This window comes from Salmonella bongori NCTC 12419 (assembly GCF_000252995.1).
Lineage (GTDB): Bacteria > Pseudomonadota > Gammaproteobacteria > Enterobacterales > Enterobacteriaceae > Salmonella > Salmonella bongori.
The window spans coordinates 986,886-1,011,458 of record NC_015761.1 but is presented as its reverse complement, the minus strand read 5'-3'; the positions used below and the strand labels follow the sequence as shown (position 1 = coordinate 1,011,458).

At 50.0% G+C, this 24,573-nt stretch carries 27 protein-coding genes, 1 tRNA gene and 2 pseudogenes; 18 read left to right on the top strand and 12 right to left on the bottom strand.

The window, feature by feature from the left end; genetic code table 11:
- Positions 1 to 13 precede the first annotated feature (13 nt).
- The 3 genes from SBG_RS04660 (at position 14) to SBG_RS04650 (ending at position 2,304) form a co-directional block, all read left to right on the top strand.
- Entirely contained in the window at positions 14 to 481 is a 468-nt protein-coding gene (locus tag SBG_RS04660) for a helix-turn-helix domain-containing protein (protein ID WP_000214259.1), read from the top strand.
- Positions 482 to 652: 171 nt separating this feature from the next.
- On the top strand, positions 653 to 1,501 hold the full coding sequence (locus SBG_RS04655) for a hypothetical protein (protein WP_000097141.1): 849 nt from the start codon (positions 653 to 655) through the stop codon (positions 1,499 to 1,501).
- A complete protein-coding gene (locus SBG_RS04650) occupies positions 1,498 to 2,304 on the top strand; it encodes a DUF3037 domain-containing protein (protein ID WP_000846936.1) in 807 nt (268 codons plus the stop codon). The genes SBG_RS04655 and SBG_RS04650 overlap by 4 nt, the downstream gene beginning before the upstream one ends.
- Positions 2,305 to 2,343: 39 nt before the next feature.
- On the opposite strand, the pseudogene SBG_RS04645 reads toward SBG_RS04650, so the two are convergent.
- Positions 2,344 to 2,550 (bottom strand): annotated as a pseudogene (locus SBG_RS04645) (hypothetical protein).
- Positions 2,551 to 2,800: 250 nt separating this feature from the next.
- Between SBG_RS04645 and SBG_RS23045 the strand changes: the two are divergent.
- The 3 genes and pseudogenes from SBG_RS23045 to SBG_RS04635 form a co-directional block, all read left to right on the top strand.
- Positions 2,801 to 2,956: pseudogene (locus tag SBG_RS23045) on the top strand (hypothetical protein); the annotation flags it as partial.
- A gap of 35 nt (positions 2,957 to 2,991) precedes the next feature.
- The gene (locus SBG_RS04640) at positions 2,992 to 3,216 is read left to right on the top strand and encodes a DUF4224 domain-containing protein (RefSeq protein WP_000196400.1); all 225 of its coding nucleotides are present in this window, start codon (positions 2,992 to 2,994) and stop codon (positions 3,214 to 3,216) included.
- Positions 3,217 to 4,236: a tyrosine-type recombinase/integrase gene (locus tag SBG_RS04635; RefSeq protein WP_015702793.1), complete on the top strand. Its 1,020-nt coding sequence runs from the start codon at positions 3,217 to 3,219 to the stop codon at positions 4,234 to 4,236.
- A 105-nt stretch (positions 4,237 to 4,341) separates the two neighbouring features.
- Here SBG_RS04635 and SBG_RS04630 read toward each other — a convergent pair.
- A tRNA-Ser gene (locus tag SBG_RS04630) sits at positions 4,342 to 4,429 on the bottom strand.
- Between the two features lie 406 nt (positions 4,430 to 4,835).
- On the opposite strand from SBG_RS04630, the gene yccA reads away from it, so the two are divergent.
- Together yccA and tusE are read left to right on the top strand one after the other, a co-directional pair.
- Positions 4,836 to 5,495, top strand: a complete 660-nt coding sequence (gene yccA, locus SBG_RS04625) for an FtsH protease modulator YccA (RefSeq protein ID WP_000374045.1) — start codon at positions 4,836 to 4,838, stop codon at positions 5,493 to 5,495.
- A gap of 81 nt (positions 5,496 to 5,576) precedes the next feature.
- Positions 5,577 to 5,906 carry a sulfurtransferase TusE gene (gene tusE / locus SBG_RS04620; RefSeq protein ID WP_000904437.1) on the top strand — a complete coding sequence of 110 codons (330 nt, stop codon included), beginning with the start codon at positions 5,577 to 5,579 and terminating at the stop codon, positions 5,904 to 5,906.
- Here the strand turns inward: tusE and yccX are convergent.
- Genes yccX through SBG_RS04605 form a run of 3 tightly spaced genes read right to left on the bottom strand, consistent with a single transcriptional unit; the run spans position 5,903 to position 7,586 of the window.
- Positions 5,903 to 6,184, bottom strand: a complete 282-nt coding sequence (gene yccX / locus SBG_RS04615; RefSeq protein ID WP_000029956.1) for an acylphosphatase — start codon at positions 6,182 to 6,184, stop codon at positions 5,903 to 5,905. The genes tusE and yccX overlap by 4 nt on opposite strands.
- A gap of 48 nt (positions 6,185 to 6,232) precedes the next feature.
- A complete protein-coding gene (locus tag SBG_RS04610) occupies positions 6,233 to 7,012 on the bottom strand; it encodes a helix-turn-helix transcriptional regulator (RefSeq protein WP_000558464.1) in 780 nt (259 codons plus the stop codon).
- A gap of 25 nt (positions 7,013 to 7,037) precedes the next feature.
- Positions 7,038 to 7,586, bottom strand: a complete 549-nt coding sequence (locus SBG_RS04605; RefSeq protein ID WP_000859425.1) for a YbhB/YbcL family Raf kinase inhibitor-like protein — start codon at positions 7,584 to 7,586, stop codon at positions 7,038 to 7,040.
- 213 nt (positions 7,587 to 7,799) lie between these two features.
- Here SBG_RS04605 and rlmI point away from each other — a divergent pair, with 213 nt between their 5' ends.
- Both rlmI and hspQ read left to right on the top strand, forming a co-directional pair.
- A complete protein-coding gene (gene rlmI / locus SBG_RS04600; RefSeq protein ID WP_000140487.1) occupies positions 7,800 to 9,011 on the top strand; it encodes a 23S rRNA (cytosine(1962)-C(5))-methyltransferase RlmI in 1,212 nt (403 codons plus the stop codon).
- A gap of 57 nt (positions 9,012 to 9,068) precedes the next feature.
- Complete coding sequence (hspQ, locus tag SBG_RS04595) at positions 9,069 to 9,386, top strand: heat shock protein HspQ (RefSeq protein ID WP_000561983.1); 318 nt, start codon at positions 9,069 to 9,071, stop codon at positions 9,384 to 9,386.
- A 47-nt stretch (positions 9,387 to 9,433) separates the two neighbouring features.
- On the opposite strand, the gene SBG_RS04590 is transcribed toward hspQ, so the two are convergent.
- Positions 9,434 to 9,847 carry a CoA-binding protein gene (locus tag SBG_RS04590; RefSeq protein ID WP_024134977.1) on the bottom strand — a complete coding sequence of 138 codons (414 nt, stop codon included), beginning with the start codon at positions 9,845 to 9,847 and terminating at the stop codon, positions 9,434 to 9,436.
- A 173-nt stretch (positions 9,848 to 10,020) separates the two neighbouring features.
- On the opposite strand from SBG_RS04590, the gene SBG_RS04585 reads away from it, so the two are divergent.
- On the top strand, positions 10,021 to 10,683 hold the full coding sequence (locus tag SBG_RS04585) for a DUF2057 family protein (RefSeq protein ID WP_000847728.1): 663 nt from the start codon (positions 10,021 to 10,023) through the stop codon (positions 10,681 to 10,683).
- 94 nt (positions 10,684 to 10,777) lie between these two features.
- Complete coding sequence (gene mgsA / locus SBG_RS04580; RefSeq protein WP_000424184.1) at positions 10,778 to 11,236, top strand: methylglyoxal synthase; 459 nt, start codon at positions 10,778 to 10,780, stop codon at positions 11,234 to 11,236.
- 35 nt (positions 11,237 to 11,271) lie between these two features.
- Here the strand turns inward: mgsA and helD are convergent, their stop codons facing one another.
- A complete protein-coding gene (gene helD / locus SBG_RS04575; protein WP_000420532.1) occupies positions 11,272 to 13,326 on the bottom strand; it encodes a DNA helicase IV in 2,055 nt (684 codons plus the stop codon).
- A 122-nt stretch (positions 13,327 to 13,448) separates the two neighbouring features.
- Between helD and SBG_RS04570 the strand changes: the two genes are divergently transcribed.
- Together SBG_RS04570 and yccS are read left to right on the top strand one after the other, a co-directional pair.
- Entirely contained in the window at positions 13,449 to 13,895 is a 447-nt protein-coding gene (locus tag SBG_RS04570) for a YccF domain-containing protein (protein ID WP_001261225.1), read from the top strand.
- A gap of 18 nt (positions 13,896 to 13,913) precedes the next feature.
- The gene (yccS, locus tag SBG_RS04565; protein WP_000950885.1) at positions 13,914 to 16,067 is read left to right on the top strand and encodes a YccS family putative transporter; all 2,154 of its coding nucleotides are present in this window, start codon (positions 13,914 to 13,916) and stop codon (positions 16,065 to 16,067) included.
- Here yccS and SBG_RS04560 read toward each other — a convergent pair.
- Entirely contained in the window at positions 16,045 to 16,659 is a 615-nt protein-coding gene (locus tag SBG_RS04560; RefSeq protein WP_001202381.1) for a TfoX/Sxy family DNA transformation protein, read from the bottom strand. The two genes, yccS and SBG_RS04560, sit on opposite strands and share 23 nt — an antisense overlap.
- Before the next feature lie 216 nt (positions 16,660 to 16,875).
- Here SBG_RS04560 and sulA point away from each other — a divergent pair, with 216 nt between their 5' ends.
- Positions 16,876 to 17,385, top strand: coding sequence for an SOS-induced cell division inhibitor SulA (gene sulA, locus SBG_RS04555; RefSeq protein ID WP_000288729.1), 510 nt, complete (start codon positions 16,876 to 16,878; stop codon positions 17,383 to 17,385).
- A gap of 356 nt (positions 17,386 to 17,741) precedes the next feature.
- Positions 17,742 to 18,791 carry a porin OmpA gene (ompA, locus tag SBG_RS04550; protein ID WP_015702792.1) on the top strand — a complete coding sequence of 350 codons (1,050 nt, stop codon included), beginning with the start codon at positions 17,742 to 17,744 and terminating at the stop codon, positions 18,789 to 18,791.
- A 70-nt stretch (positions 18,792 to 18,861) separates the two neighbouring features.
- On the opposite strand, the gene matP is transcribed toward ompA, so the two are convergent.
- On the bottom strand, positions 18,862 to 19,314 hold the full coding sequence (gene matP / locus SBG_RS04545; protein WP_000877171.1) for a macrodomain Ter protein MatP: 453 nt from the start codon (positions 19,312 to 19,314) through the stop codon (positions 18,862 to 18,864).
- 185 nt (positions 19,315 to 19,499) lie between these two features.
- Here matP and SBG_RS04540 point away from each other — a divergent pair, with 185 nt between their 5' ends.
- Positions 19,500 to 21,260 (top strand): AAA family ATPase, encoded by a 1,761-nt coding sequence (locus SBG_RS04540; protein WP_000156464.1) that lies wholly within the window; start codon positions 19,500 to 19,502, stop codon positions 21,258 to 21,260.
- A 68-nt stretch (positions 21,261 to 21,328) separates the two neighbouring features.
- Positions 21,329 to 21,847 carry a bifunctional 3-hydroxydecanoyl-ACP dehydratase/trans-2-decenoyl-ACP isomerase gene (gene fabA / locus SBG_RS04535; RefSeq protein WP_000227926.1) on the top strand — a complete coding sequence of 173 codons (519 nt, stop codon included), beginning with the start codon at positions 21,329 to 21,331 and terminating at the stop codon, positions 21,845 to 21,847.
- 99 nt (positions 21,848 to 21,946) lie between these two features.
- On the opposite strand, the gene rmf is transcribed toward fabA, so the two are convergent.
- The 3 genes from rmf to pqiB all read right to left on the bottom strand — a co-directional run bounded on the left by rmf (position 21,947) and on the right by pqiB (position 24,571).
- On the bottom strand, positions 21,947 to 22,114 hold the full coding sequence (gene rmf, locus SBG_RS04530; RefSeq protein WP_001537784.1) for a ribosome modulation factor: 168 nt from the start codon (positions 22,112 to 22,114) through the stop codon (positions 21,947 to 21,949).
- A 256-nt stretch (positions 22,115 to 22,370) separates the two neighbouring features.
- Positions 22,371 to 22,934 carry a membrane integrity-associated transporter subunit PqiC gene (pqiC, locus tag SBG_RS04525; RefSeq protein ID WP_000758950.1) on the bottom strand — a complete coding sequence of 188 codons (564 nt, stop codon included), beginning with the start codon at positions 22,932 to 22,934 and terminating at the stop codon, positions 22,371 to 22,373.
- Positions 22,931 to 24,571, bottom strand: a complete 1,641-nt coding sequence (gene pqiB, locus SBG_RS04520) for an intermembrane transport protein PqiB (RefSeq protein ID WP_000433624.1) — start codon at positions 24,569 to 24,571, stop codon at positions 22,931 to 22,933. The genes pqiC and pqiB overlap by 4 nt, the downstream gene beginning before the upstream one ends.
- Positions 24,572 to 24,573: the final 2 nt, after the last annotated feature.

The following is a 24,573-nucleotide window of genomic DNA, read 5'->3' as shown; positions in this document are numbered from 1 at the left end:
AGGACCTCCTTAGATGACAACAGTAAAGCATCATTTTACCAACAAGTCAAACATAGCATGCCTACCTACAAGTAAAGCAATCATTTACAATGAGGCGATGAGCGATAACACACTGACGAATGGCCTGATCTCCAGGCTGGCAGAGTTAAATAAGAAGGGTTTCTCTAAAACAGAGATGGCCAGGGTAGCTGGTGTCAGCAAGCAAGCAGTTTCCAGTTGGTTCAAAACAGGAAGAATTAGCAAAAGCTCCGCATTAGCTATTGCTGATGCTGCTGGCGTATCAGTTCCGTGGCTGCTTGGTGAGGATGTCGGAGAGAAAGACGGACTTAAACCTGACGAACAGCGCCTGCTTGAGCTCTATCGCCAGTTACCGGAAGAAGAACAACAGAACATGTTGCGAATCGTATCCCTGCGCCTGAAGGAGCTCGATGAACTGTACGCCAAGTATATGGGGCGGCGGATTAAGGGCGATGTGGAGTAACTACCCTAGTTAGGCTCTGCTCAACCACACATTTCGAAGCCTAACAAACTAGAACTGCCCCGCTTACGAACATGAAGCATGGGGAGAAAACTTGGCTATGCTCGCCATGAGAGACCGGAATAGAAAAAAGCTAAGAATATTATAGAGATAATTTAATTTCATGAGGTTTACATGTCTTCTTTGTGGGGTAAAAAGCAGATGACAGAAGAACAAGATCCAAACAATAGCGAACCGGACCCGGAACAAGGAAGTTTATTTGAATTAGAGTTCAATGAATATACCCCATCGAACTTGGGTACTGTGCATCTTTCTGGTTTTGCCATTGCCACTGATGAGATGGAGTATGCGGTTAAAAGTATGAAAACTGCACCTCCTTTTCCTGTACAAAACCCAACTCAAGTACCTGCTGCAGAGTGGTTTTGCACAAATTTGGCTGAAAGGTGTGGTATTGCAACTCCTGTTTGTAAGGTTCTTAAGTGTATTGCTGATGGCGAGTATGTATTTGGCTCTCGCATTGAGTTTTCTGCATGGAAGTCAGGACTTAACGGCCCGCAATGGATCAATTTGCTGGCAAACGCCTCTGAGTCATTGAAAAAACAGCTATGGGCAATTTATGCATTTGACCAATTCGTGTACAACATTGATCGCCATCTCAATAATTATCTTTACATGGAGAATACGCGCGGTCATATCATAGTAAAAACGTTCGATTTTAGCTTGAGTTCTTTTGTTATCGGTTGGCCACGTAGCACCCCGCACACACTTCCTACGGACTCAAGCACATCAACAAACTGGTCTATAGCTAAGCAATTTGTCGGCGATACACCAGAATTAAGAATGTGCGCATTGTCAATACTTGACAAGATTGAGAAAATTGGAGTTGCTACAATCTCTGATATACTAGAGTCCATGCCTGTCGCATGGATGCCACCAATGCATAAAGAATATTTTCTGAAGTGGTGGGATAGTGAGGAAAGAATTGAGCGAATAAACGCTATAAGACTGGAGATAACCTCTTGAAAACCTTCAAATACAGCTTAATCAGAGTTACGCCTAATCTTGAGAAAGGTGAAACGATTAACGTTGGCTTGATCGTTTACCACGACTCCGACATAGACGTACGCATGCTTAATTCAGTTTCAAAGCTTAAAGCAATTGATAAAGGTCTTTCACAAAATTACTTGGAAGATCTTTCAAACTCACTTTTTGATTTGTCACACAAAATAAATGACGTTGAACTTCTTCCCTGCCTTTTTAAGGGATCGTTATCACTATCTTCTTTTGGTATGTTTACCATTCAAAGCAATGATAATTACGAAACAAAAATTACTGATTTGATGAATAGGTTAGTAAATCCACAGAAACAATCTCACAAGCAACTGAAAAGAAAAGTTTTCTTTGAAATAAAGTCAACCTTCATGCAGCACGGAATCTTTAGCAAATACTCTGAAGACCTTTATCAGCACAAGATTGTTGCTAACTATCCTATAAGCGATGACGAAGGTTTAGTTGCAGATTTCTTGCTTAAGAACGGCAAATACCATCTGACTGAAACTTTAGATTTCCGTTCAGAAAATTTTAAAAAACAAATGGGTGAGGCTGCTGTGAGTGCTTTAACAATTTCAAAAGCATGTGAAATTTACAAATATAATATTGACTCATTTGTTATTTATGCAGCGGAAACTACAGCACAAGAAAAAACAGCAAAACAGCAAATAAATCTTCTTGAAAAACATGCAGATAACCTTATAAACGCGTACAGTAAAGAAGATATGAATTTTTATTATGAGAAGATGTTAAACGCTGCGTCAATGCTTCAGTAATTTAGTTTATGAATCCAACCCGGCCACCGCGCCGGGTATTTACTGCCCTTTCCTCACCATAGCTGCTGCATCCCGTAATACACCTTTGTGAATAACGTTCCCGACTCACCTCCTCTTCTCCTTCAGACGTTTAACTGTTGCATCGCGGCTGATCACTACGCCGTCGATTATCAATTCGACCACTGCGCCGCCAATCTCACCCGCAATGAATGTCGCACGGTCTTCTTCCAGCTCATCGCGTTCCATAACCACCTCTTACTGATGTTTTTTTAATCATATACATATTGAGCTGCTAAACATAGTCCAAAAATGAACATGCTTGTTGTACAGCTTTGCTTTACGCTTTAATTCCGTATAAGTTGACTAAGAAGTAAAATGATGCTTTACTTATTCCATAGCAACAACGAACCACCGAGGCAGGACGCCCACGAAGTAGCCGTCCGGGGCATACGAAGACCGGAATGAGGTGGAAAAGTTAACGCGCAGAAGGTGATAAACGTTCCGCTGGCCGGCGATAAGGCAAACGAGGGTGAGAATGATTGATTTCGCACGTAAACCAGCTCGACAGCAGGCCGTCCCGCTCAACCGGATTGAGGTTTTAATCCGCCGCCTCTGCTACCTGCTGGCGCAGAAAGGAGATCCGGATGCTTAAACAATGCGGTTACCGGATGATGAGGAAAGACCAACATGACCAGAGAAAACGATCTGCTAACAGACGCAGAACTGATTGAGTTTACCGGTTATCAGAAGGCATCCAAACAAAGGGAAATCCTTGACCGCGGCGGCGTCTCGTACATACCCGACCGGGAAGGTCGCCCGATGGTGACCTGGACGCACATTAACGCTGTATTGAACGGACAGATCACCGTACAGACCAGAACAGAAGAAAAACCCGATTTCGGAGCTATTTAAATGGGGCGCAGAAGAAAGGATCCTGGAGATAACAAACTGCCGCCGCGCGTATCCAAAACAAAAACGCGTTACTACTACAAACCCACGTCGCGGGAAACTGTGACACTGGGGCCAATCACACTCACTATGTCGGCATTATGGAAACGGTACGAGGAAGAACGGCGCAATTACTCAGATGTAATGACGTTTGAAAAGCTCTGGGGAATGTTTCTTAAAAGCGCCTACTACACCGAGCTTGCAATACGAACCCAGCGGGATTATTTACAACATCAGAAAAAATTACTTGCCGTGTTTGGTAAAGTTAAAGCTGATGTAATAAAGCCAGAAGATGTGCGTCAGTTTATGGATCGTCGTGGACTGCAAAGTAAAAACCAGGCCAACCAGGAGATGAGCAGTATGTCACGTGTTTACCGCTGGGGATATGAACGCGGTTACGTTAAGGGAAATCCGTGTGCTGGCGTCAGTAAATTCTCTCTCAAGGCTCGCGAGCAATACATCACTGACGAAGACTACCTGGCTATTTATAAGCATGCTGATCACGTTGTCAGGGCTGCAATGGAAATTTCTTACCTGTGCGCCGCCCGGCAAGCTGACGTACTCGCTCTGCGCTGGATGCAAGTTTCTGATAAGGGTATTTTTATCCAGCAAGGAAAGACCGGAAAAAAACAGATTAAGGTCTGGACACCTCGCCTTCAGCAAGCGCTGAAAACAGCACAGACAGAATGTCCAAAACTGTCACCTGACGCGCTGGTTCTCTACAACAACAATCGTGGTCAGTTCATCCACAAGACGTTCAATAATCGCTGGTTAAAAGCTGTACGCGCCGCACAAAGTGAACTGGGCCGACAGCTGGATTACACATTCCATGATATCAAGGCAAAAGCTATTTCAGATTTTGAGGGTAGTAGCAGGGATAAGCAGATTTTCAGCGGCCACAAAACAGAAAGCCAGGTGCTTATCTACGACAGGAAGGTACAAATCAGCCCGACACTGGATCGTCCGGTTATTGGGGAAAAGTGAATTTTTATTCAAATGGAAAGATACGATATTCTCTGAGAATATTCTTTTTTTATTCTTCGCCTCAAAAACGAAGGGGCTAGCTTATTGCTAACCCCTTGTTTAATCTGGCGGAAGCGCAGAGATTCGAACTCTGGAACCCTTTCGGGTCGCCGGTTTTCAAGACCGGTGCCTTCAACCGCTCGGCCACACTTCCGGAATGAGGCGCACTATAAACATCCCGATGCGTCATGTAAAGACCGAATGTGTTTGTTTGCGTGAAAAACAGTCAAAATCCCGTTAATTGCCTGAAATAGCAGCATACTGATCACTTCTTCAGCACTAAAACAGGCTTACTGTTGGTTTAGCACTATCATGCATTCCGTTGTGATTAGCCGTTTTTGTATTCTGTTTTACCGGGACCGATGACGCTGTCAGCGTAGCGGCTTTTTTTATGGCGTAGTGCTAACGTAAAAGCCCCCTCTCAACGGCGGTAATTGCCTGAAATCTTTTAAGGAAACTAAACGTCAACGAATGCGTAAAGATGGGTAAAACCGCTGGGTGATGATGACCGATTTTATTATTCTCCTTAATTAATTACATCTGTCATAAGAGAGTGACTAATGGATCGTATCATTACATCATCGCGTGATCGTAGCTCGCTACTGAGTACGCACAAAGTACTGCGCAACACCTATTTTCTGCTGAGTCTGACGCTGGCTTTTTCTGCAATCACCGCGACTGCCAGTACCGTACTGATGCTGCCCTCTCCCGGCTTGATCCTGACGCTGGTCGGTATGTATGGGCTGATGTTCCTGACCTATAAAACGGCGAATAAGCCGACGGGTATCCTGTCTGCTTTTGCGTTTACCGGCTTCCTCGGGTACATCCTGGGACCGATGCTTAACGCCTATCTGTCCGCGGGCATGGGTGATGTTATTGGCATGGCGTTAGGCGGTACTGCGTTAGTATTTTTCTGCTGCTCCGCTTACGTCCTGACCACCCGTAAAGATATGTCTTTCCTGGGCGGTATGCTGATGGCCGGGCTCGTCGTTGTACTGATTGGTATGGTGGCGAATATTTTCCTGCAACTGCCCGCGTTGCACCTGGCGATTAGCGCGGTATTTATCCTGATTTCCTCGGGCGCTATCCTGTTTGAAACCAGTAATATTATTCGCGGCGGTGAAACCAACTATATTCGCGCGACCGTAAGCCTGTATGTTTCGCTATACAACATCTTTGTCAGCCTGCTCAGCATCCTGGGTTTCGCCAGCCGCGATTAATCCCCCCTCTTCCAGCCCCGCTTATGCGGGGCTTTATTTTTTGCTACACTGCCGCTCGTGTTGATTACGCAGTGAAACGTTATGTTGATCTTTGAAGATAAAGAAATCAGTACTGATAGCGAAGGCTATCTGAAAGAGACGACGCAGTGGAGTGAACCGCTGGCCGTCGCTATCGCCGCGAATGAAGGCATTGAACTCTCTGCGGAACACTGGGAAGTTGTGCGCTTCGTGCGCGAATTCTACCTGGAGTTTAATACCTCTCCCGCCATCCGAATGCTGGTAAAAGCGATGGCAAATAAGTTCGGCGAAGAAAAAGGCAACAGCCGCTACCTGTATCGTCTGTTTCCGAAAGGCCCGGCAAAGCAAGCGACCAAAATCGCCGGCCTGCCCAAACCAGTAAAATGTATTTAATACCGAATACTGAAGCCTGTTAACGTCTCGCGAGGGCTGTGCGGTTCAGTGAGGATTTTATCCACACGAGCAGAGCGCGGCCCGCCCTCTTTCAGCCACCTGATGAGCTTTTCCACCTGCGCCGCCTCGCCACAGGCCACCACTTCTACGCTTCCGTCATCCATATTCTTCGCATAGCCAGTTAAACCCAGCCGTTGCGCTTCATGCTGCGTGGTATAGCGAAACCCGACGCCCTGAACCCGACCATAAACCCAGGCGATAATGCATGCTTTTGACATAACGGTTCTCCTTTCATCATCAATGACAGACGCTCATACAGAACAGACTTAACGTACCTGGCTGGGCAGGCACCCATAATGTTGGCGGAATCTGGCCGTAAATCGCGACCCCGACAGGTAGCCGCACCGTAGCGCTATTTCGCTGATCGGTAGCGTCGTCGATTGCAGTTGAGAAAGCGCGCAGGACATGCGCACTTCTTCAATGATTTGTCGATAACTCTGCGATTCGCGCTGCAAACGCCGACGCAACGTTGACGTCCCCATAGCAAGACGGCGAGCTATCTCCTGGGCTGTCCATAGCTTAGCAGGCGAGAGCATAATCAGTTGCCGCACCTGCTCCGTGAGAGTATAACGCCGTTCAATAAGCAGCGGTCCCGCCGCGCCATCATGCAAAAGCGCTAACAGTAACCCCATCGCCTGATGTTCTTGCAGCCCAGCGGGTAACGCCTGGCGCACCGCATCCAACACGTTCGTCCACATAAATGACAGACTATGGCTCATCGGCGTACACAGCGATGTCAGTTTCGCCGGCGGATAATCCTGCACATACATTGACTTAAAACGCGCAATAATCTGCGGTGAAAGCAACAGCAGATCGGAGCGAAAACCACTCTGCGCTGGCTGATTGATAATCTCCAGCGGCGTGTTCGCCGGGATAATAATCAACTCGCCAGGCCCGGCGACAAGACGATTATCGTCCTGAATGATGACTTTACTGCCCTGCGTAATGTGGCAGATAGCGGCGGAAAAAAGCGTCACACGATGCAAACGGTGCAGATGGCTGGATCGCACCTCTGCCGTCGTAAGGTCTTGATGTCGAACATGCATCTCCTGCACCGTGCCGCCCTCTGTTTTATCTTCCGTATGTGGCCGTGAATTTTGCTTTCGCAATCACATGCGTGTTAAGCATAAACCCCACTAACGCGCCACTCGACTCACTGTCGAGCGGCAGTGTCTTTGTATTCAGCGCCCACACGGTAAACTGATAACGATGAGGTTTATCGCCCGGCGGTGGACAGGCGCCGCCAAAGCCAGCATAACCGAAATCATTGCGTCCCTGCACCACCCCAGCGGGCAGCGTGTTTTTATCAACCCCCGTCGGCAGGTCATGAACCTGAGCCGGAATATTTACCATCGTCCAGTGCCACCAGCCGCTTCCGGTGGGCGCATCGGGGTCGAAGACAGTAATAGCGTAACTTTTAGTTCCGACAGGCGGGTTGCGCCAGCTCAGCTGCGGCGAAATATTTTCTCCGCCACAACCAAATCCTTTAAAGACGTGTTGTTGCGTTAAACGAAAATCCGCCGGGATATCCGCACTACTAAGGCTAAACGCCGAAGCCGCAGATACGCTACCACTCAATGCCATCATTGCGGCGGCGGTTAAAGAGAAGACTGTTTTCATTGTATTTCCTTCTTCATATACAGAAATAGCAATATAAAAAGCGCCCGCTCAAGAAACTGTGCCTTTACGATTCTGTTTTGTGCTGAAATGCTCACCCCATACACTGATGATTGCCCCCCTCATCTGTGCTACCCTACGCGCCATTTCGTTTTCACAGTCCCTGGCTGGAACTATCATCCGGCTCGCGTCACTGTTTGTGAGAGGTTGCTCCGCATGACTGAATCTACATTTCCGCAGTATCCCCGTTTAGTGCTCAGCAAAGGGCGCGAAAAGTCTTTACTCCGTCGCCACCCGTGGGTCTTTTCCGGCGCTGTTTCCCGCCTGGAAGGCAAAGCCAGTCTCGGTGAAACCATTGACATCGTTGACCATCAGGGTAAATGGTTAGCACGTGGCGCGTATTCCCCCGCGTCACAAATTCGCGCCCGCGTCTGGACATTTGATAAAGCAGAATCTATAGATGTTGCGTTTTTCATCCGCCGCCTGCAACAGGCGCAGCAGTGGCGCAACTGGCTGGCGCAAAAAGACGGTCTGGATAGCTATCGTCTGATTGCTGGTGAATCCGATGGTCTGCCGGGTGTCACCATTGACCGCTTTGACAACTTCCTGGTATTGCAACTGCTCAGCGCCGGTGCCGAATATCAACGCGCCGCCTTAATTAGCGCTCTGCAAACATGCTATCCGGATTGCGCTATTTACGATCGCAGCGACGTCGCGGTGCGGAAAAAAGAGGGTATGGCGCTAACACAAGGCCCGGTAACCGGCGAACTACCGCCTACACTTCTGTCGATTGAAGAGCACGGTATGAAATTACTGGTCGATATCCAGGGCGGCCACAAAACCGGTTATTATCTTGATCAGCGCGACAGTCGTCTGGCGACGCGCCGCTACGTGAAAAATCAGCGAGTACTGAACTGCTTTTCCTACACCGGTGGGTTTGCCGTATCGGCGTTGATGGGTGGCTGCAGCCAGGTCGTCAGCGTCGATACTTCCCAGGAAGCGCTCGATATTGCAAAACAAAACGTCGCGCTGAATAAGCTGGATCTGAGCAAAGCGGAATTCGTGCGTGATGATGTGTTCAAGCTACTGCGCACCTACCGCGACCGCGGCGAAAAATTCGACGTCATCATCATGGACCCGCCCAAATTTGTCGAAAATAAAAGCCAGTTGATGGGTGCCTGCCGGGGCTATAAAGACATTAACATGCTGGCGATTCAACTGCTCAATCCCGGGGGCATACTGCTGACGTTCTCTTGTTCCGGACTGATGACGACCGATTTATTTCAGAAAATCATCGCCGATGCCGCAATAGATGCCGGTCGTGATGTACAATTTATAGAGCAGTTCCGTCAGGCCGCCGATCACCCCGTGATCGCCACCTACCCGGAAGGGCTGTATCTGAAAGGGTTTGCCTGTCGCGTCATGTAACTTGAAAAGTGGAATAGAATCCTCATATAAAGGGTATCTATTTCCCGGGAGGTGACTATGATAGCCAGCAAATTCGGTATCGGCCAGCAGGTCCGCCATTCCCTGTTAGGTTACCTTGGAGTGGTCGTCGATATCGACCCGGAATATTCGCTTGATGAGCCGTCGCCTGATGAACTGGCGGTTAACGACGAACTTCGCGCCGCTCCGTGGTACCACGTGGTAATGGAAGATGATGATGGTCAGCCAGTACATACTTATCTGGCCGAGGCCCAGTTGCGAAGCGAAATGCGTGACGAGCATCCAGAGCAGCCATCAATGGATGAACTGGCGCGTACTATTCGCAAGCAGCTTCAGGCACCGCGATTACGTAACTGACTGAACAGGCCGGATGGCTATACAGCCTTATCCGGCCATTTCGTCTCTTATTTTGCCAGTCCCAGACGGGGGATCTCAATCGCCGGGCAGCGATCCATGACTACGGTCATGCCTGCATCCCGCGCCAGGACCGCCGCCTGTTCATTAATCACGCCAAGCTGCAACCACAACGTTTTTGCGCCGATGGCTATAGCCTCCTGCGCGACGCCCCACGCCGCTTCAGAGTTGCGAAAAACATCCACCATATCTACTTTTTCCGGAATGTCAGCCAACGTGGCATAACCTTGTTGTCCCAGTAAGGTTTTACCGGCAACTTTTGGCGCGACCGGAATCACATGGTAGCCCTGGTCAAGTAAGTATTTCATTACCCGGTAGCTTGGGCGGTCGGGTTTATCGCTCGCGCCGACCAGCGCGATGGTGCGAGTGGACGTCAAAACGTCAGCAATATCGGTCTCTTTCATCATCTTTCTCCTGGCTGTTTTGCAAAGTGTACGACAAACCTGACATGGCAACCATTCATCCCATACCGGGGTATGAGAGCAAAACGCCAAAATATGTCTATATGTTAGTAAACGTGATAGAAGAAAAAATTTGATACATTCTTAGCCAGGCGGCCTTTGGACAGGAGAACCTTATGAAAACCGGCGCGCTAACTACTTTTCTTGCTCTCTGTTTGCCGGTCACTGTTTTCGCCACGACGCTTCGCCTGTCGAATGAAGTCGATCTTCTGGTGCTGGACGGCAAAAAAGTGTCCAGTTCGTTATTACGCGGCGCAGATAGCATCGAACTGGAGAATGGGCCACACCAACTTGTCTTTCGGGTGGAGAAAACCATCCGTTTGTCCGGACATGAAGAGCGGCTTTATATTTCTCCACCGCTGGTGATAAGTTTCGATACCCAACGGATAAATCAGGTCAATTTTCATCTCCCACGGCTGGAAAATGAGCGCGAAGCCTTACATTTTAATGCCGCACCACGTCTGGCGCTTTTGGACGGCGACGCTATGCCCATTCCGGTAAAACTCGATATTCTGGCAATTACGTCCACTGCTAAAGCGATCGATTATGAAATAGAGACCGAGCGTTATAATAAATCTGCGAAACACGCCTCACTTCCGCAGTTCGCCACTATGATGGCGGACGACAGTACATTACTTTCTGACGTCTCCGAGCTTGATACTGTGCCGCCTCAATCGCAAACTCTGACAGAACAGCGGCTGAAATATTGGTTCCGGCTGGCCGACCCGCAGACTCGTAGCCACTTCCTGCAGTGGGCGGAAAAACAGCCGCCTTCTTGATATGAGTTGTGCCAGCACGCAATTTTTATGTCTTTCTCTTGCAGCATCAAGCGCTTCCAGTAATCTGTAGACAGGTTAACTACGGAATCGAATTATGGAACTGACGACTCGCACTTTGCCAACGCGTAAACATATCGCGTTGGTTGCCCATGATCACTGCAAACAGATGTTAATGAACTGGGTGGAACGCCATCAGCCACTGCTGGAAAAACATACTCTTTATGCGACCGGAACGACAGGGAACCTAATCCAACGCGCAACCGGCATGGACGTTAACGCGATGCTGAGCGGCCCGATGGGTGGCGACCAGCAGGTTGGCGCGCTCATTTCAGAAGGGAAAATCGACGTATTGATCTTCTTCTGGGACCCGCTGAACGCGGTACCACACGACCCGGACGTCAAAGCGCTATTGCGCCTGGCCACCGTGTGGAATATCCCTGTCGCCACTAACGTCGCAACGGCAGACTTTATTATCCAGTCCCCGCATTTTAATGATGCTGTAGATATTCTTATTCCGGATTATACGCGGTATCTGGCCGAACGCCTGAAGTAACCGCTTTGCGGGCGAGCACCATCCCCGCCCGCGCTTTAGGGTTTTCTTGCCACCGGCACATCCAATTGTTTAAGCGTCTCCACAAAACGTGATGGACTCTCTTTATTGAAAAGCAACCAGACCCGCGCACGCGCACGTGTCAGCGCCACATATAACAAACGTCGCTCTTCAGCGTCCGGAAAATCTTCGACCTGAGGAAGAAGCGCATCTTCTATAATGGACTCTCGCGCCGGTGCAGGGAAGCCGTCGTTGCCCTCCTGCAGTCCAACCAGAATAACGTAATCGGCCTGCTGGCCCTTGCTGGCGTGGATAGTCATAAAATCTATCTGTAACTTCGGCCAACGGGTAGCCGCTTTTTGCAGGCTGGCGGGTTTCAGGTGATGATAGCGTGCCAGCACCAGAATACGTTCATCCTCCTTCGCGTAACCGGACAATTTATCCAGTAACGCATCCAGTTGGTTTTCATCCAACAATGTAACCGCTTTTTTATCGCCTGCCGCCAGGCTATTTAATGGCTTTTTCAACTGGTGCGGATTCTGCTGTACAAAACGGTTGGCAACATCACCAATCCGGCTATTAAAACGGTACGTGGTATCCAGGTGGCAATGCTCGCCCTCGCCGAACGTCTGATGAAACGCCGTCGTTAAGGAGAGCTGCGCCCCGCTAAAACGGTAAATCGCTTGCCAGTCATCGCCAACGGCAAACAGCGTAGTCTGGCTATTCTGTTTGCGTAGCGCCTCTAATAGCGCCGCCCGCTGCGGAGAAATATCCTGAAATTCATCAACAAGAATATGTTTCCACGGGCTGATAAACCGTCCTTTTTCGAGAATAACCATTGCCTGATGGATAAGCCCGGAAAAATCAACGGCATTTTCCGCTTTCAGCGCACTTTTCCAGGCTTTCAGCAATGGTGCCATCAGCTTAATACGTTTACTGAATAGCTCACGGCACTCCTCCGGCGCGCCTGCGATCATTTCCGCCTGAGCGCCGCCGTGCATACGCATCAAACTGACCCAACGATCCAGGCGAGGGGCCAGGCGCCGCTGCAAGGACTCATCATCCCAGAAATTCCCTTCCGGCACCGTCCACTGCATCTCTTCTTCCAGCCACTGGCGCCAGCCTTTGGCCTGCGCTTTTTTCTCGCTACACTGCTGACGCCAGGTATGCAGAAAAAGCTGATGCCGGGCTCCGGCATCACTTTCCAGCTTGCTGACAACTGGCGCTTTTTTACTCCCTTGCTGAATAATGTGCAGCGCCAGCGAATGGAAGGTGCGGGCCGTAATCTCTTGCGTATGCAGGCGTTCGCGAAGGCGCGCATCCATCTCCTCTGCCGCCTTGCGGCCAAATGCCAGCAGGAGAATCTGCCCGGCACTGGCTTGCCCGCGCGCCAGCAGCCAGCCCGCCCGCGCCACCAACACTGACGTCTTGCCGCTGCCCGCCCCTGCCAGCACCAGTAACGATGATTCGCCATTGACCACCGCCCTGGCCTGGGAAGGATTAAGCGGAGAGGACTCTATCTGTGTAAAAAAGTCAGTGTGCGTTTCCAGCATAGCATCGGTATATGCCTGATTGTGTTGCTGCCGGCTTCGCTCGCTATCCTGTAACCACGCCAGACAGTTACGCCACATTTCACGGCAGTTATCAAACTCCTCAAGGCGTGAGACAGGTAGCGGCAAGGCGGCGAACATCTGACGAATTTCGTGTTCCAGTCCCCGAACCCGCTCACGGGTAAGCCATTGGTTTTCGCCCGTTCGTTCACTAATCCGCGCCCATTGTTCTTGTAATGCCTGCGCGGCAACATCACTCATTTCCCGGCTCCAGCGACGCCAGTGTGCATCCAGATGACGGTGAAATTGCTGGGTTGCCGACCACTCAGTGCCGTGCAAACGTACAACTTTATCCTCCGGGAGGACAAACTCCAGCTCGCCCCACACCAGCCCACGTTTACAGTGAATCGCTAATAACTGGTTGAATGGAATAAGATATTCATGTCGTTCGCCGGACACTTTCACCCCAGCGTTCAGTATCTCAGCGCGATCATAGGGGTGTTGCGCCAGGCGTTTTCCAAGAGTGGTTGCTTTCAGTTCCATGACTCAGCGAATCCAGATGTAAAGATGTGCTTATCAGTGTAACCGCCAGAGAAAACGTGCTCCAGTCTAAAAAAACGTTACAATGCCCACAGGAATAGAAAACCGGAATGAACCGAGGGTTTATGCGTACCGTTTTGAATATTTTAAACTTTGTACTGGGCGGCTTTGCCACCACGCTGGCCTGGCTGCTGGCCACGCTTGTCAGTATTGTGCTTATCTTTACCCTGCCGTTAACCCGCTCATGCTGGGAGATTACCAAACTTTCCCTGTTCCCTTACGGCAATGAGGCTATTCACGTTGACGAACTCAACCCGGCGGGAAAAAACGTATTCATGAATACAGGCGGTACACTGCTGAATATTTTCTGGTTACTTTGTTTCGGCTGGTGGCTATGCCTGATGCACATCGCTTCCGGTATCGCGCAGTGTATCACCATCATCGGGATACCTGTCGGTATTGCGAACTTTAAAATTGCCGCGATCGCGCTTTGGCCCGTCGGGCGCCGCGTCGTCTCTGTAGAAACCGCTCGCGCCGCACGGGAAGCAAACGCGCGCCGCCGTTTTGAATGACCGGGACAAATAGCCTTTATGTTAAGTCCGCTGATTCGCCGTTATACCTGGAACAGTACCTGGCTGTATTACATACGTATTTTTATCGCTCTGTGCGGCACTACCGCCCTGCCCTGGTGGCTGGGCGAGGTCAAACTCACCATCCCGCTCACGCTCGGTATGGTCGCCGCGGCACTCACCGATCTCGATGACCGTCTTACCGGACGCTTGCGTAATTTAATTATTACCTTAATCTGCTTTTTTATCGCTTCTGCTTCTGTAGAAGTACTCTTTCCCTGGCCATGGCTATTTGCGTTAGGTTTAACCTTATCCACCAGCGGATTTATTCTGTTGGGAGGATTAGGACAACGTTATGCCACCATCGCGTTCGGGGCCTTACTCATTGCCATCTACACGATGCTGGGTACTTCTTTATATGAACACTGGTATCAGCAGCCCTTACTCCTTCTGGCGGGCGCAGTATGGTACAACCTGCTGACACTCACCGGACACCTGCTGTTTCCGATCCGCCCTTTGCAGGATAACCTGGCACGCAGTTACGAACAGTTGGCGCACTATCTGGATCTGAAATCCCGCCTGTTTGACCCGGATATCGAAGATGAAAGCCAGGCACCGCTGTACGACTTAGCGTTAGCAAACGGGCAACTGATGGCGACGTTGAATCAAACGAAAGTATCGTTATTAACCCGCCTGCGCGGCGATCGCGGTCAACGCGGTACGCGCCGCACTCTCCACTACTATTTTGTCGCGCAGGATATTCATGAACGCGCCAGCTCGTCGCATATTCAATATCAGACATTACGCGACCATTTTCGCCACAGCGACGTCATGTTTCGCTTTCAGCGTCTGATGTCGATGCAGGCACAGGCCTGTACTCAGCTGGCACGCTGTATCTTACTGCGTACACCGTACCAACATGATCCACGGTTTGAACGCGCCTTTACCCATATTGACGCCGCGCTTGACCGGATGCGCACCAGCTGCGCGTCTCCGGAATTACTGAATACGCTGGGATTCTTATTAACCAACCTGCGCGCCATCGACGCACAACTGGCGACCATTGAATCGGAACAAGCGCAGGCGATGCCACGTAATGAAACAGAAAACCAGTTGGCCGATGATAGCCTGCATGGGTTTAGCGACATCTGGCTACGTCTGAGCCGTAACTTTACTCCGGAGTCCGCTCTCTTCCGCCATGCGGTACGCATGTCGCTGGTCTTATGCGTGGGTTATGCTCTGATTCAGATTACCGGAATGCGTCACGGATACTGGATATTGCTTACCAGTCTGTTCGTTTGCCAGCCTAACTATAATGCAACCCGCCATCGCCTTGCGCTCAGAATCATCGGTACGCTGGTAGGTGTTGCCATCGGCCTGCCGATTTTATGGTTTGTTCCTTCGCTCGAAGGACAGTTAGTTCTGCTGGTCATTACCGGCGTGCTTTTCTTTGCATTCCGTAATGTGCAGTATGCTCATGCCACCATGTTTATTACCCTGTTAGTATTGCTCTGCTTTAATCTCCTGGGCGAAGGCTTTGAGGTGGCGTTACCGCGCGTGATTGACACACTGCTTGGCTGCGCTATCGCCTGGGCTGCAGTCAGCTTTATTTGGCCGGACTGGCGTTTTCGCAACCTTCCCAGAGTACTCCAGCGCGCCACCGATGCGAATTGCCGCTACCTTGATGCGATTCTTGAGCAATATCATCAGGGCCGGGACAACCGACTGGCCTACCGTATTGCCAGACGCGATGCGCACAATCGCGATGCGGAACTGGCATCTGTTGTCTCCAATATGTCGAGCGAACCCGATGTTACGGCCGAAACGCGGGAAGCGGCATTCAGACTCCTTTGCCTCAACCATACTTTTACCAGCTATATTTCCGCCCTCGGCGCGCATCGTGAAAAGCTCAGTAATCCGGACGTGTTAGGGCTTCTGGATGACGCCGTCTGCTATGTTGATGACGCGCTCCATCATCAACCGGAAGACGAACAACGTGTACACCAGGCGCTGGAGGGTCTCAAGCAGCGAGTCCAGTCTCTGGAAACACGTCCGGACAGCAAAGAACCTTTGGTAGTGCAACAAATTGGGTTGCTCATTGCTTTATTGCCCGAAATCGGGCGCCTGCAACGGCAAATTTCACCGCCGCCTTCTACCGGGCTTGCGCAGCCGTAAGCGAATGCACCCAGTCGGCAAGCTCCTGGCGACGATTTGTCGGGAGCGCCGCCTCATGTACGCCAACAATGGCGCCTTCCAACGCATACAGGATCTTTACCGTTAGCAACGGATTATTTTGTCGCAGCCTCAGCCAGCATATTTTAGCGCCTAGTACGCGTAACATGCTCTCGTCCTTTATCCCTGACTCATTGAGCAATGTTTCCAGATGGAAGGTCATATTGGGAAGATCTTTGAGCCTGTGCTGTGAAAAACGGCTATGTTTTTCTTTCATTGCCGCTTCAAGAGAAAACTTCGATAAACGTACCAGTTGCTGCTGATCGCGCCAGAGGCTTTCATCGACCCGATAATAGTTGAGTATAACGGGGCGTCCACATTTCATAAACGTGAGCCAGACAGGGGGATGCTTCACACAATAGGATACGCTTTGTTCACAGGCGCGGAGATAGAGCTCGCCATTCGCCACCATCGCAAAAACGGTATCTTCCACGGTCAGGCTATAGCTGCCGAATAAAGATCGATACTGAATCGTCCCCAAAGATGCCAAATATTCTTGCGATTTATAGATCCTGTCATAAGAGAGTGCTCTCATAAAATTCCTTTTAAATCATAAGGTAAAAGAATGATTTACAGTAACGGATCCGCTAATGACGAAAATAGGCAACTTATGTCTTACGAGCAAGATGAATTTTATTTTTGACGCGACTAAGAATAAAAATTGCGAGACACTTTCCGAAAATAGAGTTGATCTTTCATCGTCACAAGAGTACTGTATAAACATACAGTAACCCACAGGGCTGGATTGATTATGTACACTTCAGGTTATGCAAATCGTTCTTCGTCATTTCCTACCACCACACACAACGCCGCGCGCGCTACCACAGAAAATGTCGCCGCCGGACTTGTTAGTGAAGTTGTCTATCGGGAAGACCAGCCCATGATGGCGCAACTCCTGCTTTTGCCTCTGCTCCGGCAGTTAGGCCAACAATCACGCTGGCAGCTATGGCTCACACCACAGCAAAAACTCAGCCGCGAATGGGTGCAATCTGCAGGTTTACCACTAACGAAAGTGATGCAAATTAGCCAGCTTGCGCCCCGACATACGCTGACGTCGATGATCCGCGCTCTGCGCACAGGGAATTACAGCGTAGTGATTGGCTGGCTGGCAGAAGAACTTACTGAAGAAGAACATGCCAGCCTGGTCGAGGCGGCGAATGTAGGCAATGCGGTAGGGTTTATCATGCGCTCTGTTAGCGCACATTCGTTACCCAGGAGACAGCATTCCGGGCTAAAAATTCACTCTAATTTGTATCATTAAGTAAAATTAGGATTTATCCTGGAATTTTTTTTGTGCGATCGCATCTCCTTTGAGTACTAACGTTTTTTTTGCGAGAAAGCTTGCCAGAAGCGGTTTCCGCGATTTTTGCTGTCTGATTTATCATCCGAAACTGTTAAATGATGTGTATGTCCAGCATGTTTTTTTCACATGTCTGACGGAGTTCACACTTGTAAGTTTCCAACTACGTTGTAGACTTTACATCGCCAGGGGTGCTCGGCATAAGCCGTAGATATCGGTAGAGTAACTATTGAGCAGGTCCCCCGGTGAAGGATTTAACCGTGTTATCTCGTTGGAGATATTCATGGCGTATTTTGGATGATAACGAGGCGCAAAAAATGAAAAAGACAGCTATCGCGATTGCAGTGGCACTGGCTGGTTTCGCTACCGTAGCGCAGGCCGCTCCGAAAGATAACACCTGGTACGCTGGTGCTAAGCTGGGCTGGTCCCAGTACCATGACACTGGCTTCATTCCTAACAATGGCCCAACCCATGAAAACCAACTGGGCGCAGGCGCTTTTGGTGGTTATCAGGTTAACCCGTACGTTGGCTTTGAAATGGGCTACGACTGGTTAGGCCGTATGCCGTACAAAGGCGACAACATCAATGGCGCTTACAAAGCTCAGGGTGTTCAGCTGACCGCTAAACTGGGTTATCCAATCACTGACGATCTGGACGTTTATACTCGTCTGGGTGGTATGGTATGGCGTGCAGATACCAAGTCTAACGCACCGGGTTATTCTACCAAAGACCACGACACTGGCGTTTCCCCGGTATTCGCGGGCGGTATCGAGTATGCTATCACCCCTGAAATCGCAACTCGTCTGGAATACCAGTGGACTAACAACATCGGTGATGCTAACACCATCGGCACTCGCCCGGACAACGGCTTGCTGAGCGTAGGTGTTTCCTACCGTTTTGGTCAGGAAGAAGCCGCTCCGGTAGTAGCTCCAGCCCCGGCGCCGGCGCCGGAAGTACAGACCAAGCACTTCACTCTGAAGTCTGACGTCCTGTTTAACTTCAACAAAGCTACCCTGAAACCGGAAGGTCAGCAGGCACTGGACCAGCTGTACAGCCAGCTGAGCAACCTGGATCCGAAAGACGGTTCCGTAGTGGTTCTGGGCTTCACTGACCGCATCGGTTCTGACGCTTACAACCAGGGCCTGTCAGAAAAACGTGCTCAGTCTGTTGTGGATTACCTGATCTCCAAAGGTATCCCGGCTAATAAAATCTCCGCACGCGGCATGGGCGAATCTAACCCGGTTACCGGCAACACCTGTGACAACGTGAAAGCTCGCGCTGCCCTGATCGACTGCCTGGCACCGGATCGTCGCGTAGAGATCGAAGTTAAAGGCATCAAAGACGTAGTAACTCAGCCGCAGGCTTAAGTTTCCGTCTGATAAAAACCCCGCGCAGCGGGGTTTTTTACTCTGGACAGTATAACAGTTCCCATCGGCGTTACTTTTTACCTAATAACGCCTGTAGATCCTGCTTTAGCGTGGACATTTGCGTGGCATATTTCTCTTTATGTTCCGCATCTTCTATCAATTGTACAATCGTTTCGGATAATGTTTTACCGCGCCGTTGTGCAAGACCAGCCAAACGCTGCCACACCATAAACTCTAAATCGATAGATTTTTTACGTGTATGCTGATGTTCCGCATTAAAGTGTCGCTTGCGTCTTGCCCGAATCGTTTGTTTCATCCGATTAAGCAAGGCAGGATTCATATGCCTGTCTATCCAGACATTTACCCGCACCGGTTCATTTTCGAGGGCTAACAACAAATTGACGGCTTCCTGGGCAGCGCTGGCTTCCACGTAACGGGTTATCAACTCCCCTTCGCGGTGCTTTTTCACCAGATATTTCCATTTCCAACCGCTTTCAAGATTTTCAAGTTGTTGATATTTCATTGCGATCCCAATGTTACCGTGTAACTGTTATCAGAATATCAGTTTTTTAGTCATCTGAAGAAAAGAATCTTGAACCTGTGAATGATTACACGTCTTCACATTACTTTGCGTTCGCTTTCCACGTGTGCAGCGTGGCGGGTTAAGCTATAATCCCCCCTTTTACAACAGACTAAAAAACCTCAACTTTGACCATTACGAAACTAGCATGGCGTGATCTGGTTCCGGATAGCGAAAGTTATCAGGAGATATTTGCACAGCCACACGCGACTGACGAAAACAACACCTTACTCAGTGATACTCAGCCACGACTGCAGTTTGCGCTTGAGCAACTTATGCAACCGTGGGCCTCATCCTCATTTATGCTGGCCAAAGCGCCTGAAGAACCAGCGTATCTCACGTTACTGGCAGATGCCGTTCGCCCTCTGCAAAGCGATGCCGGGCAATTAACTGGCGGGCACTATGATGTCTCCGGGAATACCATTCATTACCGCGCCGCGCAGAATGCGCAAGATAGCTTTGCCACTATCACACAAGTGGTTAGTGCGGACTGGGTAGAAGCCGAACAACTGTTTGGTTGCCTGCGCCAGTACAACGGCGACATTACCCTGCAACCGGGTCTGGTTCATCAGGCTAACGGTGGCATACTTATTATCTCCTTACGGACCCTCCTGGCACAGCCATTGCTGTGGATGCGCCTGAAAGCCATCGTTAGCCGTGAACGCTTTGACTGGGTGGCGTTTGATGAGTCGCGTCCATTACCGGTCTCCGTGCCATCAATGCCGCTCAACCTGAAGGTGATCCTGGTTGGCGAACGTGAATCACTGGCCGATTTTCAGGAGATGGAACCGGAGCTCGCGGAACAGGCTATCTACAGTGAATTTGAAGACCATTTGCAGATAGTGGACGCAGAAGCTATGACCCTGTGGTGTCAATGGGTGACGCGTATCGCTTTACGCGATAATTTGCCGCCCCCGGCACCGGACGCCTGGCCCGTCCTGATACGCGAGGCTGTGCGCTATACCGGCGAACAGGATACGCTGCCTCTTTGCCCACTGTGGATAGCCCGCCAGTTTAAGGAGGCGGCGCCCTTATGCGAAGGTGAGACATGCAGCGGCGACGTGCTCAGCCTGATGCTTGCCCGACGCGAATGGCGGGAAGGCTTTCTACCTGAGCGGATGCAGGACGAAATTCTGCAAGAACAGATTCTGATTGAAACCGAAGGCGAACGTGTCGGACAAATTAATGCGCTTTCCGTTATTGAATTTCCCGGGCATCCGCGCGCCTTTGGTGAACCGTCGCGAATAAGTTGTGTCGTGCATATCGGCGATGGGGAGTTTAACGATATTGAACGCAAGGCCGAACTTGGCGGAAACATTCACGCCAAGGGAATGATGATTATGCAGGCCTTCCTGATGTCAGAATTACAGCTGGAGCAGCAGATCCCCTTCTCTGCCTCGTTAACCTTTGAGCAATCTTACAGCGAAGTTGATGGCGATAGCGCCTCAATGGCGGAGCTGTGCGCGCTTATCAGTGCATTGGCTAATGTGCCCGTAAACCAAAACATTGCAATTACCGGTTCAGTCGATCAATTTGGCCGCGCGCAGCCGGTTGGCGGGCTTAATGAAAAAATTGAAGGTTTCTTTGCCATCTGCGAACAGCGGGAATTAAACGGTAAACAGGGTGTTATTATTCCTGCCGCCAATGTCCGGCACCTCAGTCTTAAATCCGAACTGTTGCAGGCGGTGAAAGAAGAAAAATTCACTATCTGGGCGGTAGACGACGTGACCGACGCCTTACCGCTACTGTTAAATCTGGTGTGGGATGGCGAAGGACAAACGACGCTGATGCAGACTATCCAGGAGCGTATCGCACAGGCGACGCAGCAGGAAAGCCGGCATCGTTTTCCGTGGCCACTACGTTGGCTGAACTATTTTATACCGAACTGATCGGACTTGTTCAGCGTACACGTGTTAGCTATCCTGCGTGCTTCAATAAAATAAGGCTTATATTAGACATGGTAGATAAACGCGAATCCTATACAAAAGAAGACCTTCTTGCCTCTGGTCGTGGTGAACTGTTTGGTGCTAAAGGGCCGCAACTCCCTGCGCCAAACATGCTAATGATGGACCGCGTCGTTAAGATGACCGAAACGGGCGGCAATTTCGACAAAGGCTATGTCGAAGCGGAACTGGATATCAATCCGGATCTGTGGTTCTTCGGGTGCCATTTTATTGGCGATCCGGTGATGCCGGGTTGTCTGGGTCTGGACGCCATGTGGCAGTTAGTAGGATTCTACCTGGGTTGGCTGGGCGGTGAAGGTAAAGGTCGCGCGCTGGGCGTAGGCGAAGTGAAATTTACAGGTCAGGTTCTGCCGACGGCAAAAAAAGTCACTTATCGTATTCATTTCAAACGCATTGTAAACCGTCGCCTGATCATGGGCCTGGCAGACGGCGAGGTTCTGGTAGATGGACGTCTGATCTATACCGCAAACGATCTAAAAGTCGGTTTGTTCCAGGATACTTCTGCGTTTTAAGGCATTCAGTGTTATACCTCGTTATCAGGTATCATGCTGCAAAGTCGATAACGGCGAAACCTCCGCACAGCGGAGGTTTCTTTTTCTAAAGAGACAGAATCAGGCCATTACTGCCCTGTCCTCCATGGCTTGTCGCCAGCCTCCCAACCAGTATGACCGTTGATTCAGCGTCTGATAGGGACACATTTCTTTTGATCGTCCGGCAATACCGGCCTGATATCCACGCTGATGTGCCCGTTCCAGGCGATCTCGTTTTTGTCTCTTCATGCCTCGTTTCCCTCATATTTGTATCTGGTGGAAAAGAAAACAGTGATTACAAAATGTGCAATCACCCTACACGAATACCTCTAAATAGATCGTCCGTCAATGCGCAAAATTCACGCCAATGTCATATTTGTGAGCTATACGGTAAAACATTTGTACAAAAAATGTGCGCAAGAACAATTCTTTTTGAATATTAAAAAAATAAAAAAACCGCCTCAGGCGCATAACCTGAAGCGGTTAAATTTACATTACTTTTATCTCAGGGAAGCCGTTTTATCTCATTAACGATGGCGGTCGCCTCCTGGCTCCAGGCATTTGCCAGCTCTTTTACCATTTCATCGTAACCGTCTTTCTGCTGGCTGGCTTCAATGTAGAAAGGCCGCTTAATCAGATGTCCACCGTGGTTTAATAACCACTCGCCGCTGACAATAACCTTACCATCGTAACGTCCATGAAATCCGGTTACGGTAACATTTAGCGTATCCTGCGTCGCTCCCAACGGCTGGGACGCGACGACCCAGCCAGGAAGGCGGGCGCTAAGATTCGCCACCAACGTGTTACGCAACTGCTGATCCAGTGGACTGGCCCAAAGGTTGTTGTTGGCAATCACATACTGGACATCACTGGTTTGATACACCACGCCGTTACCTGCCAGATAATCAGGTACGGAAACCTGCTCTACCCATAAGAGGCGGTTGCCCTGGCTCGCGGTGCTTTGCACACCGTTTTGCGCTATCGGTAGCTGATAGTAGCGTTTGTTTTCTTCACCAGAGCTACATGACGCCAGCCAGAACGCCATTATCACGATCAGCCATTTTTTCATTGTCTTGCCCTCTTAGGCTCTGGATCTTTTTTATCCTTCGCTTCAAATACCAGCGCGTTGCTCTTCTCGTTCAACGTCTTCAGCACCGGTTGCAACTCGCGAAGCACCTGATCGAGACGCTGCATATCCGCCACCATTTTGTTATACGCCGCCGATCCAGGCTGGAAGCCTTGCATACTGCGATTCAGCTCGCGTAACGTCGTTTGCATATCCGCCGGTAGCTGCTGCATCGACTGACTGGAGGTGATCTTGTTCACATTATCCAGCGTGGTTTGCAGCCGACGCATCGTACGCTGGCTTTCAGACAGCGTATTCGTCGCCTGTTCAATCATCGGATTCAGCGGCAGACTGTTGATCTTATCCAGCGTTTCCACCAACCGCTGTTGAATTTGCGCCAGACCGCTACTAACAGTCGGAATAATTTCATACCCATCAAACTGGCGTAAACCGGTAATCGGCGGTGCCTTAGGATAAAAATCAAGATCAACATACAGCGCTCCGGTCACCAGATTACCGGTTTTGAGCGACGCACGCAGACCGCGCTTAAGCAGCTCCGCCAAATGCGCGGCAACGTCCGCATTCTCTCCCAGCTGCGCTTTCAGGCGCTCCGGTTCGATGCGCACCAACACAGGAATACGATAATCATCGTTAAATACCTGGCGCATTTTAGACGCAAAGAAAGGAACTTTACTTACTGTTCCCAGACGGATACCGCGGAACTCCAGCGGCGCACCAGGCTGCAATCCACGAACCGAATCCTTAAAGAACATCAGATAGTCGATATGATCGGTGTACAGAGAATCCTGAATACTTTTTTGATCGTCGTAGAGATTAAACTCGGTTTTTTCAGCAACCGGCTGCCCCTGATCCAGCCCTTCCGGCACATCAAAGCTTACCCCACCGCCAAACAGCGTCGTCAGCGATCCCATTTCCACGCGCATTCCCGCCGATGTCAGATCCACCGCTATACCGCTATCTTTCCAGAATCGTACATTACTGGTAACCAGCCGATCGTTTGGCGCATTAATAAATAACTGATAACTCATTGTGCGCTTTTGCGGATCGAAAGAGCTGGTTTCAACGGACCCCACGCGGTAACCACGGAACAGTACCGGATCGCCCGGACTTAGCTGACCCGCTTTTTTGCTGTCCAGAATCACGCGAATTCCTTTCGCATCTGGCGGGGCCAGCGGCGGCGAATCAAGAAGCTGGTAGCTTTCCGGCTGGCTGCCTTTACTTCCCGGCTGTAGTTCAATGTACGCGCCTGACAGCAATGTACCAAGCCCGCTGATGCCTTCCCGCCCTACCTGCGGTTTTACAACCCAAAATACCGAGTCCTTATGTAGCAGCTTTTCCATACCAGAATGCAGCCGCGCTTTGATTTGTACATGTGTCAGATCGTCAGTCAGAGTCGCGCTTTCAACCACGCCGACATCCACGCTGCGACTTTTAATCGTCGTTTTTCCACCTTCAATCCCTTCCGCATTTGTGGTAATTAACGTAACTTCCGGCCCCTGGTGGCTGTAATGGTAAAACAGAATCCAGGCGCCAATAAGCGCAGTCACAATCGGGAATATCCAGACAGGTGACCAATTTTTCACCTTTTGTACTTTGGCTTCCCCTTTATTAGGTTCCATGT

Bases quoted from the DNA above. Each gene is read 5' to 3' on its own strand.
- SBG_RS04660 (WP_000214259.1), top strand. From the start codon at position 14: ATGACAACAGTAAAGCATCATTTTACCAACAAGTCAAACATAGCATGC.
- SBG_RS04655 (WP_000097141.1), top strand. From the start codon at position 653: ATGTCTTCTTTGTGGGGTAAAAAGCAGATGACAGAAGAACAAGATCCA.
- SBG_RS04640 (WP_000196400.1), top strand. From the start codon at position 2,992: ATGACCAGAGAAAACGATCTGCTAACAGACGCAGAACTGATTGAGTTT.
- SBG_RS04635 (WP_015702793.1), top strand. From the start codon at position 3,217: ATGGGGCGCAGAAGAAAGGATCCTGGAGATAACAAACTGCCGCCGCGC.
- yccA (WP_000374045.1), top strand. From the start codon at position 4,836: ATGGATCGTATCATTACATCATCGCGTGATCGTAGCTCGCTACTGAGT.
- tusE (WP_000904437.1), top strand. From the start codon at position 5,577: ATGTTGATCTTTGAAGATAAAGAAATCAGTACTGATAGCGAAGGCTAT.
- yccX (WP_000029956.1), bottom strand. From the start codon at position 6,184: ATGTCAAAAGCATGCATTATCGCCTGGGTTTATGGTCGGGTTCAGGGC.
- SBG_RS04610 (WP_000558464.1), bottom strand. From the start codon at position 7,012: ATGCATGTTCGACATCAAGACCTTACGACGGCAGAGGTGCGATCCAGC.
- SBG_RS04605 (WP_000859425.1), bottom strand. From the start codon at position 7,586: ATGAAAACAGTCTTCTCTTTAACCGCCGCCGCAATGATGGCATTGAGT.
- rlmI (WP_000140487.1), top strand. From the start codon at position 7,800: ATGACTGAATCTACATTTCCGCAGTATCCCCGTTTAGTGCTCAGCAAA.
- hspQ (WP_000561983.1), top strand. From the start codon at position 9,069: ATGATAGCCAGCAAATTCGGTATCGGCCAGCAGGTCCGCCATTCCCTG.
- SBG_RS04590 (WP_024134977.1), bottom strand. From the start codon at position 9,847: ATGAAAGAGACCGATATTGCTGACGTTTTGACGTCCACTCGCACCATC.
- SBG_RS04585 (WP_000847728.1), top strand. From the start codon at position 10,021: ATGAAAACCGGCGCGCTAACTACTTTTCTTGCTCTCTGTTTGCCGGTC.
- mgsA (WP_000424184.1), top strand. From the start codon at position 10,778: ATGGAACTGACGACTCGCACTTTGCCAACGCGTAAACATATCGCGTTG.
- helD (WP_000420532.1), bottom strand. From the start codon at position 13,326: ATGGAACTGAAAGCAACCACTCTTGGAAAACGCCTGGCGCAACACCCC.
- SBG_RS04570 (WP_001261225.1), top strand. From the start codon at position 13,449: ATGCGTACCGTTTTGAATATTTTAAACTTTGTACTGGGCGGCTTTGCC.
- yccS (WP_000950885.1), top strand. From the start codon at position 13,914: ATGTTAAGTCCGCTGATTCGCCGTTATACCTGGAACAGTACCTGGCTG.
- SBG_RS04560 (WP_001202381.1), bottom strand. From the start codon at position 16,659: ATGAGAGCACTCTCTTATGACAGGATCTATAAATCGCAAGAATATTTG.
- sulA (WP_000288729.1), top strand. From the start codon at position 16,876: ATGTACACTTCAGGTTATGCAAATCGTTCTTCGTCATTTCCTACCACC.
- ompA (WP_015702792.1), top strand. From the start codon at position 17,742: ATGAAAAAGACAGCTATCGCGATTGCAGTGGCACTGGCTGGTTTCGCT.
- matP (WP_000877171.1), bottom strand. From the start codon at position 19,314: ATGAAATATCAACAACTTGAAAATCTTGAAAGCGGTTGGAAATGGAAA.
- fabA (WP_000227926.1), top strand. From the start codon at position 21,329: ATGGTAGATAAACGCGAATCCTATACAAAAGAAGACCTTCTTGCCTCT.
- rmf (WP_001537784.1), bottom strand. From the start codon at position 22,114: ATGAAGAGACAAAAACGAGATCGCCTGGAACGGGCACATCAGCGTGGA.
- pqiC (WP_000758950.1), bottom strand. From the start codon at position 22,934: ATGAAAAAATGGCTGATCGTGATAATGGCGTTCTGGCTGGCGTCATGT.
- pqiB (WP_000433624.1), bottom strand. From the start codon at position 24,571: ATGGAACCTAATAAAGGGGAAGCCAAAGTACAAAAGGTGAAAAATTGG.